The sequence below is a fragment of the Paenibacillus sp. FSL R10-2796 genome, assembly GCF_037965315.1.
Taxonomy (GTDB): Bacteria; Bacillota; Bacilli; order Paenibacillales; family Paenibacillaceae; genus Paenibacillus_AQ; species Paenibacillus_AQ odorifer.
This window is the reverse complement of the sequence record NZ_CP150178.1, coordinates 6,113,874-6,127,092: the sequence shown is the minus strand read 5'-3', so window position 1 is coordinate 6,127,092 and position 13,219 is coordinate 6,113,874. Positions and strand designations below refer to the sequence as shown.

Below are 13,219 nucleotides of genomic sequence, written 5' to 3'. Positions count from 1 at the left end.
GAACTATCATGGCAACATCCGATATCATTATCGTGGGCGGCGGCCTGGCCGGCCTGATGGCTACCATCAAGGCAGCGGAAGCTGGTGCGCATGTCCATTTATTCTCATTAGTTCCTGTAAAAAGATCACACTCCGTATGTGCGCAAGGCGGCATCAATGGCGCTGTAAATACCAAAGGTGAGGGCGACTCCCCTTGGGAGCATTTTGATGACACCGTCTATGGCGGTGACTTTTTGGCGAATCAGCCGCCAGTTAAGGCGATGTGTGAAGCTGCGCCAGGTATCATTCACCTTATGGACCGGATGGGCGTTATGTTCAACCGTACGCCGGAAGGCCTGCTCGACTTCCGGCGTTTCGGCGGAACGAAGCGGCACCGTACAGCTTTTGCCGGCGCGACTACAGGCCAACAGCTGCTGTACGCGTTGGATGAGCAGGTGCGCCGCTGGGAAGCTGAAGGTCTCGTAACTAAACGCGAGAACTGGGAGTTCCTTTCAGCTATCATCGACGACGAAGGTGTATGCCGAGGCATCAGTGCCCAGAATCTTAAGACGATGGAGATTGAGACTTTTCCTGCGGATGCTGTTATTTTGGCAAGCGGCGGGCCGGGTATTATTTTTGGCAAAACAACGAACTCCGTAATTAATACAGGGACAGCCGCAAGTGCGGTATACCAACAGGGCGTACATTATGCCAACGGAGAATTTATCCAGATTCACCCAACGGCTATTCCGGGAGATGACAAGCTCCGCCTGATGTCGGAATCGGCACGTGGCGAGGGCGGCCGTATCTGGACTTATAAAGACGGGAAACCGTGGTATTTCCTCGAAGAAAAATATCCGTCCTACGGTAACTTGGTGCCGCGCGATATTGCTACACGTGAAATTTTTAATGTGTGTGTGGATCAAGGGCTGGGCATTAATGGCGAGAACATGGTGTATTTGGACCTCTCTCACAAGGATCCGAAAGAGCTGGACGTGAAGCTTGGCGGGATTATTGAAATTTACGAAAAATTCATGGGGGATGATCCCCGTAAAATACCAATGAAGATCTTCCCGGCTGTGCACTATTCTATGGGCGGCATGTGGGTTGATTACAATCAAATGACGAACGTTCCGGGTCTTTTTGCAGCCGGAGAATGTGAATATCAATATCACGGAGCGAACCGTCTAGGCGCCAACTCTCTGGTATCTGCTATTTACGGCGGTATGGTCGCAGGACCAAAGGCTGTTGAATACATTAAAGGCCTGAAGAAATCATCGCAGGATATCTCTTCTTCCGTATTCGATAGCTTCCACAAAAAGCAAACGGACAAATATGAGTCTCTATTGGCAATGTCGGGGACAGAGAATGCTTATGTGATCCACAAGGAACTGGGCGAATGGATGACTGCCAATATGACCGTGGTGCGGCACAATCCGAAGCTGGAAGCGACCATTGGCAAAATCAAAGAGCTTAAGGAGCGTTATCGCAAGATCAATATGAATGATGCATCGCGCTGGAATAACCAAGGTGTGGCCTTCACTCGCCAGCTCTGGAATATGCTGGAGCTGTCCGAAGCGATGACACTTGGAGCGCTTATGCGCAATGAGAGCCGTGGTGCACATTACAAACCGGAATTCCCGAATCGTAATGATGAGGAGTTCTTGAAGACCACAAAAGCAGCCTGGACTGCAGAGGGTCCACAAATCTCCTACGACGAAGTGGATGTCTCGCTGATTCCTCCACGGGTACGCGATTATTCGAAGGATTAATGCTTTCCAGTAACAGAATAGCTTGCGAGGCAAGCTTCATGAAATAAAATCAGGCAATTTTAGGAGGGAACCATTATGGCGGAAACAGCTGCAGCTCCCAAAAACGTAAAGTTTATCATCACCCGCCAGGACGATCCACAAAGTTCATCGTATGTCGAGGAATTTGAACTTCCTTATCGTCCAGGTATGAATGTAATCAGTGCTTTGATGGAAATTCAGCGTAACCCTGTGAATGCCAAAGGTGACAGCACAGTTCCCGTATGCTGGGATTCCAACTGTTTAGAAGAAGTGTGCGGAGCTTGCTCCATGGTGATTAATGGCAAACCCCGCCAAGCCTGCGCTGCACTTATAGACAATCTGGAGCAGCCTGTACGAATTGAGCCTATGAAGACATTTCCGGTGGTGCGTGACTTAGTCATTGACCGTACCCGGATGTTCAATGCACTAAAAAGGGTGAAAGCATGGATTCCGATTGACGGTACGTACGATCTTGGACCGGGACCGCGGATGCCGGAGAAAAAACGGCAGTGGGCCTATGAATTATCCAAATGTATGACCTGTGGCGTATGTTTGGAGGCTTGTCCGAATGTCAACGAAAAGACGGATTTCATCGGACCGGCAGCCATTTCTCAAGTACGTCTGTTCAATGCTCACCCTACAGGTGAAATGAACGCTGACGAAAGATTGGACGCTCTGATGGAGGATGGCGGGATCGATGGCTGTGGTAACTCACAGAACTGTGTACGTGCTTGTCCAAAGGGGATTCCTCTTACGACATCCATTGCAGAAATTAACAAGCAAACAACGAAGCATATGTTCAAACGTTGGTTAGGTGTGTAATTAATAGTACCGCCAAATGTTTATCTATTGAGCTATCCTCAAAGTGGATTCCATTCGCTGGGGGTAGCTTTTTTTATGTTGTTAAGACTCTCTTATCTGCTTGAGGCGGGAAAGTCTTGCAGGGCTGGAGCAGGTTCAGAATATTGACCAATTTATGCTATAATATCCATTGTTAACGTAATGTTAGCTGTGGAACAAGGAGGAATAATCGTGATTTGTCGGGAGCAAGATGGAGCAATTGTAATGGTTAAGCAGCATGATCACGGGAAACTTGCCGGAGAGCTGGCCATTGGGTTCAAAGAGCAGCATGTGCCAACTGAAGGACGCCGGGAAGAGGTACTGTGGGCAGTAGCCCAGCATGATAGGGGTTGGATTGATCTCGATGAGACCCCTTTCTGGAATGATGCGGAGCAAGCACCCTACACCTTTATTGATTTTCCTGTAGTGCCTAAGTTGACCTTTTATAAGCGTGGATTAGATGAGATCGAGGAACACACACCGTACGGAGCGTTGCTGTGCAGCTTGCATTTTGAGCGGCTTATTAAGATTGCGGGACTCGATTATCCAGAACTTACATTGTATCAAGAACATGAAGAGGAACGCAGAGCACGTATCCATCGGGAACTTGAAGCTTCCAAGCCTATTGGGGAAGATGAGCTGTATTATGATGCCCGCCTTTTAGAATTCTGCGATGATCTGTCCTTGTATTTGGCCTTAAATGAGCCGGGGTGTCCGAAATCAGAGGAGCATCCATGGTGGCGTGAAGGGTTCTCAGGTACTGAAGATTTCAGTTTTACGTCAGGTCGTGTCATCACAGCGGAGTGGCAGGATAAGTCAACGTTAATGCTTGAACCGTTTCCTTTTGAAAAAACGCTGGAAGTAGCATTTATGCTGAGACGAGTTGAAAAATCAGAAATCGCAAAAAAAGGGATTGCACGCGCTTACAGCGAAACTCCGGAAGAAGAATGCCGGATTGTTCTAACTGCCCGGAATAATATATAAGTTATTATTTGGACCATCTGTTTTTCGGGGGAAAAGGTAAAGAAAGGAGAATCTCCCTATGAAGATACAATCGTCTGGGGCTTCTCCCAATAAGAATGGCGATAAGATCCACAAGGACACCTCTAAGGGGCGTTCTGGTGGCGAGTCAACAATTACCCGCCGGCAGTTCCTGACTCGGAGTGCGGCTGCTGTAATCGGCGCAGGATTGCTTACAAGCGGATATGCATGGCAGGGGGAGCCGAACTGGATTGAGGTCACTAAGCTGGACTTGCGCTTTAAGGAGCTTCCTTCCGCTTTTTCAGGGATGAAGCTTGTTCATTTCAGTGATACACATCTCGGATTTAATAAGGATGCCAGGGATCTGGCCCGGCTCGCTAAACATATAAGCAAAGCTGAACCGGATCTTATTTGCTTCACGGGTGACATTGTGGACAGCGATCCTGAGGATCTTGTTGAAGCCGTACCGGTGCTGGCTGCGTTAAGTGCGCCATTGGGTAAATTTGCGATATTAGGCAATCATGATTACAAGAATACCCAGCTGGTTACCGAGCTGCTGGAGTCTGCGGGCTTCCGGGTGCTAAGGAATAAATCATACCTTCTAAAAAGAGGCGGGGCAGTCATGGCGGTTACGGGTCTGGATGATCTGTTACACGGTAAACCCGACCCAGCGAAAGCAATTGCTGGTGTTCCTGAAGGAACCTTTAACGTCCTTTTGATGCATGAGCCGGATTATGCGGATACCGCACAGGCCTATTCATTTGATCTACAGCTTTCCGGGCACAGTCATGGCGGACAAATTCTCCTGCCCTTTATAGGTGCGCCATTTACACCTTATGGATCTCTTAAATACATAAATGGATTGTATTATACAGAAGACAAAGCCATGCCTGTGTATGTGAATAGAGGGTTTGGAGAGACATACATGCCTTTTCGGTTATTGTGTAGGCCAGAATTAACGGTTCTGACGCTGCATCGGTCCATGAGCTGATTAGGCTGGAATTTTAGCTGCACGGAAGGGGAGAGAAGATGAGCACCTATGGAGCAGTGTTGTTAGAGACACAACATGGTTTAGCGGTAGATCTGAGGCTGATCATGCCTGAGGATGTTTTAGCTTTGCGGCAGCTGCTCTCCCATCCAGATGTGCAGCGCCATATTCTAGTACGCTCCGGCCCTGGATCAGTATCTGCCCAGGTGGAGAAGCTGGTAAACCGGATGTTATTTGCCTTCGATCCTTGTGCGCTGCATGCCGGGATCTATTTAAAGGGGCAGCAGCGGTTGATCGGTATAGTGGCTTTGCAGAATTGGAACCGCCGTGAGGGCACAGCTACCTTAGGATATATGCTGGACCCGGCATGGTGGGGATGCGGGCTGGCGACGGAGGCCGTGGGTTTGTTTTTGAACTATAGTGTTCATACCCTTGGGATAACAAGGATCGAAGGACGCTGCACAGGAGATAATATTAGATCGGAACGTGTGATGCTCAAGAACGGTATGAAGCTGGAGCGGGTGATGCCCAAAGTCGGCTCCTTGGACGATGTAATGAAAGTATTCACATTGTTACACAAATGAAATAATGCCGTTATCAAACTCTAACAGTGTGCGGTTAAACTAAGTACATGACCCCCTTTTAAAAATATACTGCTTTGGGACCCGATGATTCGGGTCCATTTTTTTTGTTTGAAAAGAGTAGCGTAAGTGATTGGCAGTACCGAATCCGATCGTTTATGATTAACATACTATGGAGTGGAATGACCAAGGAGGCGTAACATTTTGAATGAAGTGGTACACACATTAAAAAATCATCGTTCTTTCCGGCAATATTCAGACCAGCCTGTGGAGCCAGAGAAGCTACAATCAATGATTGAATCGGCTCAAGCCGCACCGTCATGGGTTCATGGACAGCAGGTATCGATAATCGCCATCAAAGATCCTGCGCGTAAGCAGCAGCTTTCAGTTTTGTGCGGAAATCAGAAGCATGTAGCGGCAGCACCGGTTTTTTTGGTGTTTTGCATGGATTTTTATAGAGCTAAAGTAGCTAGTGAGCTGGAAGGCAAGTCTTTTGAAGCCGTAAAAGATGTGGATGCGCTTTTGGTTGGAGCTACAGATGTGGGAATCTCATTGTCTAACGCGATTGCAGCGGCGGAATCCATGGGACTGGGCATCATTCCTATTGGGGGTGTGCGCCGCAACACAGCGGGTGTGATTGAACTGCTGAAGCTGCCGGAGTACGTATTCCCTGTCGTCGGTCTCTGCGTGGGATACCCAGCGGAGGAGGTTTCTCAGAAGCCGCGGCTGCCGCTGGAAGCTATATTTCATGAGGAGCAATACAATCCGGATGTACAAGGCCTCCTGGAGGCATATAATCAAACCCACCGTGAATTCTTGCAGCAGCAGGGGATGACGGAGAGAGATTGGACCAGTACGATTGCTCATTTTTATGAGATCAACCCGGAATATGGAGATGCGAAAAGTACGCTGAAACAACAAGGTTTTAGCTGTGATAATCTGTAAATAAACAAAAAAATGCACCAAGCTGAGATTGGTTTAACGGAGGGTGAACCCTGCCCCTAAACCAATAACGCTTGGTGCATTATTTAATTTCTCGCTTTAACGCTTACCGTCCTTATAGGGACGTTGAAGGCGTTTAGGCTTGATTACAGAGAAACTTTGACTTTTTGGCGCTGCTTGTAATAAACCCAGTGTGTAAAGCCTATTGCTTTGAGCTGTGCAGCTACCGCATCACGATCCTCAGCGACCCGGGACGGCTTATGTGCATCCGAACCGAAACTAACCTCTACGCCAAAATGTAGTGCCCGCTCCAGAATATCTTCAGAGGGATACCAGCCGCCGACCAGCTTAGTTCCGCCTGAGGTATTGATTTCGATGGCCACGTCACATTCACTAATTACACGCAGACAATCGTCAATCGGCTGAGGTGCAGGAATTTCGGAAAAAGCAGGATAATTCCCCTTCATCGCATCAATATGCCCGAGTATTTGGAACATACCACTGCGTGCGGAATCAGCAATCAACCGGTAATATTCAGACTTCACGCGGATCTTCTCATTTTTGCTAAGGTTTTTCCAGCGCCCTTTGTTAAAAATGCTGATACCACCAACACTATGTACCGATCCAATCACATAATCAAAAGGGTAGGCGGATAATGTCTTGCGGTATATCTCAGCATGTTCGGGAAAGTAATCTGATTCGATGCCTAACAGTACGTCGATAACGCCTTCGTACTCTTTTTTGAGGGAGAGAACATCATCTACATAATTAGCAAATTCGGATTTAGCCATTGCGATTTTGGGAAAAGCCTGATCGGATGGATCTCCGAAATAGGGAGTGTGATCGGAAATACCTATAACGCCCAATCCAGCGGCAATCCCAGCTTCGATATAATCTCTAATCGTTCCGTCAGCATGGCCACAGCGGAAATGATGGGTGTGTAAATCAAATTTCATCAAGAACATCTCCTTTAAACAAGGTTATGCAATCAGCTCAGAAGTAATCGGTTCCACTTTGTGGGTGGGATTTATTCAGACCCGATAAATTGGGTTTCTGGCATGCCTTTAAGATCGCTTAGGAACTGCCTCATAGCAGAGTTTACGTATTTTCCTGATTTCGTGATCACACCAACAGGATGCGTGACCTCCAGCTCAATAATTGGCACAATTTTGAGAGTGCCGGCTCGAACCTCAGCGGTAACTGACTGCTTGGAAATAATGGCGGCGCCCAAATCGAGCTCGACCATCCGTTTCACTTCCTCGCTGCTGGTCAGCTCCATAATGACCTGAGGTTGAATGCCATGTTTGTTCAGAACCTCATCCGCAAATTTACGGCCCACTGTGTCTGGTGAGAGCAGAATCAGCGGGGTTTTGCTTAAGGCTTCTATCCCAGCGGTCTTCACTTGAGCGAGAGGGTGTCTGGGAGAGACCACCAGTTCGAAGGTATCATAATACAAAATGGAAGTAGACATGCCCGGGCTACGTCCAATTAAATAACCGATGCCGACATCAACAATGCCGTTTTCGACATGCTGATAAATTTGTGATGAGGACATAGAGGAAATTGATGTTTTGATATGGGGGAACTGGTCTTTAAAATAAGATAGAATACGCGGTAAAATTTGAATAGCGATTGAGGTAGTTGTGCCTAAAACTATATGACCTTGGGGATTTTCATCAAGATCTGCAAGCCGTTCCTTAAGTTCCTCGACAATCCTCACTATTTGTTCCGCATGCTCCAGAAAGACAGTCCCTCTATCCGTTAATGTAACAGGCTGGTTTCGGTCAACCAGCTGAGTCTTGAACTCTTCTTCAAGGCTCTTAATCTGTGCTGATACCGCTGGTTGGGTCAGATTAAGCAGTTCTCCGGCCTTGCGAAAGCTCATCGTTTTGGAAATTGTTATTAGTGTCTCCAGCTGGCTGATGTTCATGGAATACCTCCTTTGGACCATCGAATTGGATGTGTAATTGCGTTAATATCTTACGTTCCACGTTGGCATTTGTTTAAATTATAGGAGATAATACCCGGCAGAGCAATGTTGCTGCGTAAACTATCTTGGGTTTGAATTCGACATATGCATTAATTTTTGCTGAATTGTGCCGATATATAAAGTATAATATATCCATATTGCTTGGGACTTTTGGTATATGACCAAAGCACGATAAAGGGGGAGACTAGACATTCATGAAAGCAGAAGTAATTAATCCGTTTCTAGAGTCTGCACGGACTGTTATAGAACAAGTAATTCAGGTCTCGCCTTCTACGGGGAGTTTAGGCATTAAAGAAATTGAACTGATCGATAATCATATATGGATTCAAGTAGGGATGACAGGCCAACTGAGCGGAAATATTATATTTGGTATCGCAGAGCAGGTAGCCTTGCGAATGGTATCGATTATGATGGGTGGCTTTGTGATCACCGAGATGGATGAGATGGGTCAAAGTGCAATTTCAGAGCTGAGCAATATGATCAGTGGGAATGCCAGTACCATTCTATATAATCAAGGTGTTTCGGTGGATATAAGTCCTCCTCAGATTATGAAGATGGAAAGCATGTCTTTTATGCCTCGTAAAGCGCTTAGTATTCCGTTGTTGATGGATGGGGTTGGAGAGATGGATATTCAGGTGATGATCTCTTAGGCAAGAGTTAGGAGCTGAAATACTTTTCATGGTACTCAAAGATAAGGTTGTTGTGATTACAGGAGCGTCCAGCGGCATTGGTGCATTAACGGCACAGATGCTTAGTAAAAAGGGGGCAATCCCTGTCCTGGTAGCACGTTCCGAAGCGAAGCTGAAAGAAACAGCGGCCGGTATCCCGGGCGTTTTTGGACTGTACACCTGTGACGTAACAGATGCTGAGGGTGTTCAGAAGACCTTCGCACAAATTTTGGAGGCATATGGCAGAATTGATATTTTGCTAAATAACGCAGGGTACGGCAAATTTGCTGCTTTTACGGAGATGGAGCCTCATGAATTTGACGATATGATGGATGTTAACTACATGGGGATTGTCCGGTGCACGAAGGCTGTTATTCCACATATGCTGGAGCGGGGAAGCGGCCAGATTGTAAATGTGGCTTCCATGGCAGGGAAGATAGGCACGGCCAAGTCCGTAGCCTATACGGCTACCAAACATGCTGTACTCGGATTCACAAATGCGCTCCGTCAGGAGCTGCGGAAGAGTGGAATTATCGTCTCGGCTGTGAACCCGGGGCCGATTGCCACCGATTTTTTCAAAACGGCTGACCCGTCTGGCAATTATGAGAAGAGTGTAGCCCGGATGATGATGACCCCAGAGCATGTATCTTCTAAGATCGTTAAGGTTATGGAGACCGGCAAAGAAGAGCTCGATCTTCCGGGTCTGGCAGGGTTTGGCATACGGCTTTACGGGCTGTTTCCTCGCCTGGCGGACAAGCTTACTTATAATGCGATGAACAGAAAATAGACCCTGTTGTCAGCTTTATTGGCCTTCCATTTGGTGGAGAGGCCTTTTTGGCATATAATGAAGATATTATCTCAAGCGAAAAGGATGAATTACACTTATGAATAAAGCTTCTTTTGCGGCTATCGGCATTCAGGAAGACCTCATTGCCCGGTTGTCGGAATTCGGCATTAACGCTCCATCCCCGGTACAAGAGCAGACAATACCGCTTCTACTAGAGGGAAGAGATGTTATTGCAGCTTCCCAGACTGGAACGGGTAAGACGCTGGCCTATCTATTGCCGCTGCTTCAAACGATTAATCCGGAGCAGAAGGTGGTCCAAAAGCTGGTGCTCGCCCCTACACAGGAGCTGGCGATGCAAATCTTACGCGAGGCGGAACGTTATGGTGAACAGCGCGGAATCCGAGTTATGGGTCTTATTGGCGGGGCCGCAATCAAACGCCAGATTGACAAGCTGCGTGAGCATCCACAGCTAGTTGTGGGAACACCTGGGCGGATCCGTGAGCTGATTGGACTTCGTAAATTGAAGATGCATGAAGTCAGTACTATTGTTCTGGATGAGGCGGACCAAATGTTCCAGCTTAGCGGAGCCGGCGAAGTCACAAAGATTGTCAGCAGTGCGCTGCGTTCACGCCAGCTTGTTATGCTGTCGGCAACGATCGGACCAGAGACGAAAGCGCTGGCTAATCGTGAAATGAAGAATCCGGCAGAGGTTGGGATTGCTCCAGGTGTAATGACTGCTGAAAGCTTGGAGCATCATTATGTTGTTGCTGAAGAGCGTAACAAAATGGACATGCTGCGCCGGGTGATTCGCCATTACAATCCCGATAAAGCGATTGTGTTCGTGAATGCTACAGATGATATTGCCGAGGTTGAGGCTAAGCTGAATCATCTTGGGCTTACTGCGGCAGCACTTTACGGAGATGCCGATAAGGTAACGCGCAGCAATGTATTAAAAGGTTTCCGGGAAGGCAAATTTCGTGTGCTTGTTGCCAGTGACGTAGCTGCCAGAGGACTGGATATTGAGAATCTTTCTTTGGTAGTTAGCTACGATCCGGCTTTTGATTCTGAACATTATGTACACCGTGCAGGCCGTACCGGACGGATGGGACGCCGCGGCTTATCTGTAACAATTGTTACAGAGCAACAGACCTTTATCATGCGGAAGTTCGCCCGCGAATTGGATATTGCGCTTGAGGAGCGGGAGATGGTCGGTGGTAAGGTGCTTGCAGCAGATGAAGCACGCAGCGCTTTGCACAATGGACGGGGACGGAGTAATGAAGGCAGTGGGCAACGCCGTGATGGATCCGCTCCACGCAGCGGCAAGCCGCCTGTTAGCACATCTGGAGCCTCCAATGTTCAGTCGCCATCCGTTGGAGCAGGTACACCGCCTGCCAAAAGAATGGCTACGATTAACACAAGTGAAACAACAAGCGGAGAACAACAACGCGATCCACAGCGCAGCGCGAATCCTTCTGCGGGAGCACGCGGAGATGCGACTCCTGCACGGAGCAAACGCAGCAGCAATGCGGAACGTGAGAAGAACCGTAAAAATAAAGGAGCTCCAAAGTGGTTGAAAGACAAAACTCCGAGAGGTGACGGTCAATGAATAATGCTCCCGTATTGCAAATTACGGGTCTCAGTGGTGGGTACAGCCTGAATAAGCCAGTGCTGCATGATATTGCACTTCAGGTGCAGCCTGGTGAAATGGTTGGATTGATTGGTTTAAACGGAGCAGGAAAAAGTACGACGATGAAGCATATTCTAGGATTGATGTCGCCCCATAAGGGCGATATCACCGTACAGGGCAAGACGCGTGCTGAAGATCCCGTTGGATACAATAATGCGTTGTCTTTTGTACCGGAATCGCCGCTACTGTATGACGAAATGACGGTTCGTGAGCATGTTGAATTTACTGCCAGAGCTTATGGGGTAGATCAAAAGGATTATGAATCCCGCACCTCGCATCTTGCCAAGCTGTTCCATATGGAGGATAAGATGGACACCCTGTCGACCCATCTATCCAAAGGGATGAAACAGAAGGTTATGATCATGTGCGCTTTCGTTGCACGACCTGCATTATATGTCATCGACGAGCCTTTTTTAGGATTGGATCCACTAGGGATCCGCTCCTTGCTTGATTTCATGATGGATCTGAAGAACTCTGGATCGTCGATTCTGTTAAGCTCTCATATTCTTTCCACAATAGAGAATTATTGCGACCGTTTTATTGTATTGCATAAAGGTAAGGTGATTGCACAGGGCACGCTGGCGGAAATAGCGGCAACTGCCGGGCATCAGGGGCTGACTTTGGAGCAGCTGTTCTACGAGCTGGTTCAGGGAGGGAAATAATATGGATTTGAAAGAGCTGCGGCGCACGCGGCGCGGTCGATTCATGGGAAGTATGCTTCCTTATGTGGGATATATCATTCAAAGCGGCGTAGCCATGGTCTTCCTGTTCGTGTTGATCGTCTTCTCTGCTTGGTATACATCGCTGCTACAAAATGTACCTGAAGGCATTCCCATTCGCTGGATTATGTTAGCACTACTGTTGCCTGCGACAGTGCATAGCGGCTTCCGAACCTATTTGCAGACCCCGGATACGATCTTTCTGCTGCCTCAGGGTCACCGCATGAAGGAATATTTTGCACCATCCTGGGTCAGTGGAAACGTGTGGAAGATCATTCGCTTGTTATTTGTACTGATCACCCTTTGGCCGTTGTACATACGTACAGATGATTCTCCCAAGCGACTTTTATTTACAGTGTTGATCCTGATTGCTGTGAAGCTGATCGCGAGCTATGGGTTATGGAAAGAGATAGCTATGCTGTCACGTCCGATGGCAGGCGTGTATGCTTTCTTGCGCTGGGCAGTTGGAGGTTTGATTATTGCCGCTTGGTTGTGGCAGCCTGCCGGTCCGAGCCTGATATTTATGGTGTTATTGGCCGCAGCCTATCTTGCTGCACTGTCTGTGCCCGGACGTCACGCTGTGCCATGGGAAAGACTGATCGCCATGGAAAACAATCAAGGTGCACGTGCGCTGATGGTTCTGGGCTGGTTCGTGGATGTGCCGGGCCGTGAGCAACGGGTATATTCCCGCCGTTATCTTTCCAAATGGGGCGCTAAGCTGCCTTGGCGCAAGGATACTGCTTATCGGTATCTGCTAACGAAAAGCTTTGCCCGGGGCGATATCTTTGGAATCATTATGCGGATATCGGTGCTGGCTCTGCTGCTGAATTGGTGGAACCGTGATAGTTACTTTGGCACCGGAATTTATTTGTTCTTCCTGTTCATCATTGGTGTTCAATTGTCGGCACTCCGCAAATTGCATAGCGAGTCTTTTTGGCTGACAGTGTATCCTTTTCCTGAAGGCAGTAAGGCGGACAACACGACACAATTTGTATTCCGTGCGCATCTGGTTGTGGCATTGATTCTTGGATTACCTTTCTTAGCTTCCATAGGTGACCGTCTGATGCCAGTGATCTTTACCTTAGCGGCAGGTGTTGTGGTAGTCTTTCTGTTTAAAGGATACTTGTCCCGCAAAGCAGCACGATTGGATGACGACGATCTGTAAGGCAATTTCATATTCACAATAAAAAGGCTGTCTCACAGTAGAGAAATTCTACGAATGAGAGAGCCTTTTTTTTGCTGGAAGCATAATTTGAGCCGGGCAAGT

Annotated in this window: 13 protein-coding genes; 11 read left to right on the top strand and 2 right to left on the bottom strand. The window is 47.8% G+C overall.

Annotated features, from left to right (window positions below):
• Nucleotides 1-8 precede the first annotated feature (8 nt).
• The 6 genes from sdhA to NST58_RS27305 all read left to right on the top strand — a co-directional run bounded on the left by sdhA (nt 9) and on the right by NST58_RS27305 (nt 6,104).
• Complete coding sequence (gene sdhA, locus NST58_RS27330; protein ID WP_076127961.1) at nt 9-1,751, top strand: succinate dehydrogenase flavoprotein subunit; 1,743 nt, start codon at nt 9-11, stop codon at nt 1,749-1,751.
• A 75-nt stretch (nt 1,752-1,826) separates the two neighbouring features.
• Nucleotides 1,827-2,591: a succinate dehydrogenase iron-sulfur subunit gene (sdhB, locus tag NST58_RS27325; protein ID WP_036679800.1), complete on the top strand. Its 765-nt coding sequence runs from the start codon at nt 1,827-1,829 to the stop codon at nt 2,589-2,591.
• 210 nt (nt 2,592-2,801) lie between these two features.
• Nucleotides 2,802-3,593, top strand: a complete 792-nt coding sequence (locus NST58_RS27320) for a DUF3891 family protein (RefSeq protein ID WP_076193300.1) — start codon at nt 2,802-2,804, stop codon at nt 3,591-3,593.
• Nucleotides 3,594-3,651: 58 nt separating this feature from the next.
• Nucleotides 3,652-4,581 (top strand): metallophosphoesterase, encoded by a 930-nt coding sequence (locus tag NST58_RS27315; RefSeq protein ID WP_339244838.1) that lies wholly within the window; start codon nt 3,652-3,654, stop codon nt 4,579-4,581.
• Between the two features lie 38 nt (nt 4,582-4,619).
• The gene (locus tag NST58_RS27310; RefSeq protein ID WP_076184756.1) at nt 4,620-5,162 is read left to right on the top strand and encodes a GNAT family N-acetyltransferase; all 543 of its coding nucleotides are present in this window, start codon (nt 4,620-4,622) and stop codon (nt 5,160-5,162) included.
• 210 nt (nt 5,163-5,372) lie between these two features.
• Nucleotides 5,373-6,104: an NADPH-dependent oxidoreductase gene (locus NST58_RS27305; RefSeq protein ID WP_256716570.1), complete on the top strand. Its 732-nt coding sequence runs from the start codon at nt 5,373-5,375 to the stop codon at nt 6,102-6,104.
• Nucleotides 6,105-6,247: 143 nt separating this feature from the next.
• Here NST58_RS27305 and NST58_RS27300 read toward each other — a convergent pair whose 3' ends face one another.
• Together NST58_RS27300 and NST58_RS27295 are read right to left on the bottom strand one after the other, a co-directional pair.
• Nucleotides 6,248-7,057: a histidinol-phosphatase gene (locus NST58_RS27300; protein ID WP_076141977.1), complete on the bottom strand. Its 810-nt coding sequence runs from the start codon at nt 7,055-7,057 to the stop codon at nt 6,248-6,250.
• A 71-nt stretch (nt 7,058-7,128) separates the two neighbouring features.
• Complete coding sequence (locus NST58_RS27295) at nt 7,129-8,031, bottom strand: LysR family transcriptional regulator (protein WP_038573173.1); 903 nt, start codon at nt 8,029-8,031, stop codon at nt 7,129-7,131.
• Nucleotides 8,032-8,285: 254 nt separating this feature from the next.
• On the opposite strand from NST58_RS27295, the gene NST58_RS27290 reads away from it, so the two are divergent.
• The 5 genes from NST58_RS27290 to NST58_RS27270 all read left to right on the top strand — a co-directional run bounded on the left by NST58_RS27290 (nt 8,286) and on the right by NST58_RS27270 (nt 13,117).
• Nucleotides 8,286-8,741, top strand: coding sequence for a chemotaxis protein CheX (locus tag NST58_RS27290; RefSeq protein ID WP_036679793.1), 456 nt, complete (start codon nt 8,286-8,288; stop codon nt 8,739-8,741).
• A 28-nt stretch (nt 8,742-8,769) separates the two neighbouring features.
• Entirely contained in the window at nt 8,770-9,546 is a 777-nt protein-coding gene (locus NST58_RS27285) for an SDR family oxidoreductase (protein WP_076141978.1), read from the top strand.
• Nucleotides 9,547-9,643: 97 nt separating this feature from the next.
• Complete coding sequence (locus NST58_RS27280; RefSeq protein ID WP_339244835.1) at nt 9,644-11,152, top strand: DEAD/DEAH box helicase; 1,509 nt, start codon at nt 9,644-9,646, stop codon at nt 11,150-11,152.
• On the top strand, nt 11,149-11,895 hold the full coding sequence (locus tag NST58_RS27275; protein ID WP_036679788.1) for an ABC transporter ATP-binding protein: 747 nt from the start codon (nt 11,149-11,151) through the stop codon (nt 11,893-11,895). The genes NST58_RS27280 and NST58_RS27275 overlap by 4 nt, the downstream gene beginning before the upstream one ends.
• 1 nt (nt 11,896) lies before the next feature.
• Nucleotides 11,897-13,117 carry an ABC transporter permease gene (locus tag NST58_RS27270; protein WP_312149018.1) on the top strand — a complete coding sequence of 407 codons (1,221 nt, stop codon included), beginning with the start codon at nt 11,897-11,899 and terminating at the stop codon, nt 13,115-13,117.
• The last annotated feature ends 102 nt before the right edge of the window (nt 13,118-13,219 follow it).

Bases quoted from the DNA above. Each gene is read 5' to 3' on its own strand.
- sdhA (WP_076127961.1), top strand. From the start codon at position 9: ATGGCAACATCCGATATCATTATCGTGGGCGGCGGCCTGGCCGGCCTG.
- sdhB (WP_036679800.1), top strand. From the start codon at position 1,827: ATGGCGGAAACAGCTGCAGCTCCCAAAAACGTAAAGTTTATCATCACC.
- NST58_RS27315 (WP_339244838.1), top strand. From the start codon at position 3,652: ATGAAGATACAATCGTCTGGGGCTTCTCCCAATAAGAATGGCGATAAG.
- NST58_RS27310 (WP_076184756.1), top strand. From the start codon at position 4,620: ATGAGCACCTATGGAGCAGTGTTGTTAGAGACACAACATGGTTTAGCG.
- NST58_RS27300 (WP_076141977.1), bottom strand. From the start codon at position 7,057: ATGAAATTTGATTTACACACCCATCATTTCCGCTGTGGCCATGCTGAC.
- NST58_RS27295 (WP_038573173.1), bottom strand. From the start codon at position 8,031: ATGAACATCAGCCAGCTGGAGACACTAATAACAATTTCCAAAACGATG.
- NST58_RS27290 (WP_036679793.1), top strand. From the start codon at position 8,286: ATGAAAGCAGAAGTAATTAATCCGTTTCTAGAGTCTGCACGGACTGTT.
- NST58_RS27285 (WP_076141978.1), top strand. From the start codon at position 8,770: ATGGTACTCAAAGATAAGGTTGTTGTGATTACAGGAGCGTCCAGCGGC.
- NST58_RS27280 (WP_339244835.1), top strand. From the start codon at position 9,644: ATGAATAAAGCTTCTTTTGCGGCTATCGGCATTCAGGAAGACCTCATT.
- NST58_RS27275 (WP_036679788.1), top strand. From the start codon at position 11,149: ATGAATAATGCTCCCGTATTGCAAATTACGGGTCTCAGTGGTGGGTAC.
- NST58_RS27270 (WP_312149018.1), top strand. From the start codon at position 11,897: ATGGATTTGAAAGAGCTGCGGCGCACGCGGCGCGGTCGATTCATGGGA.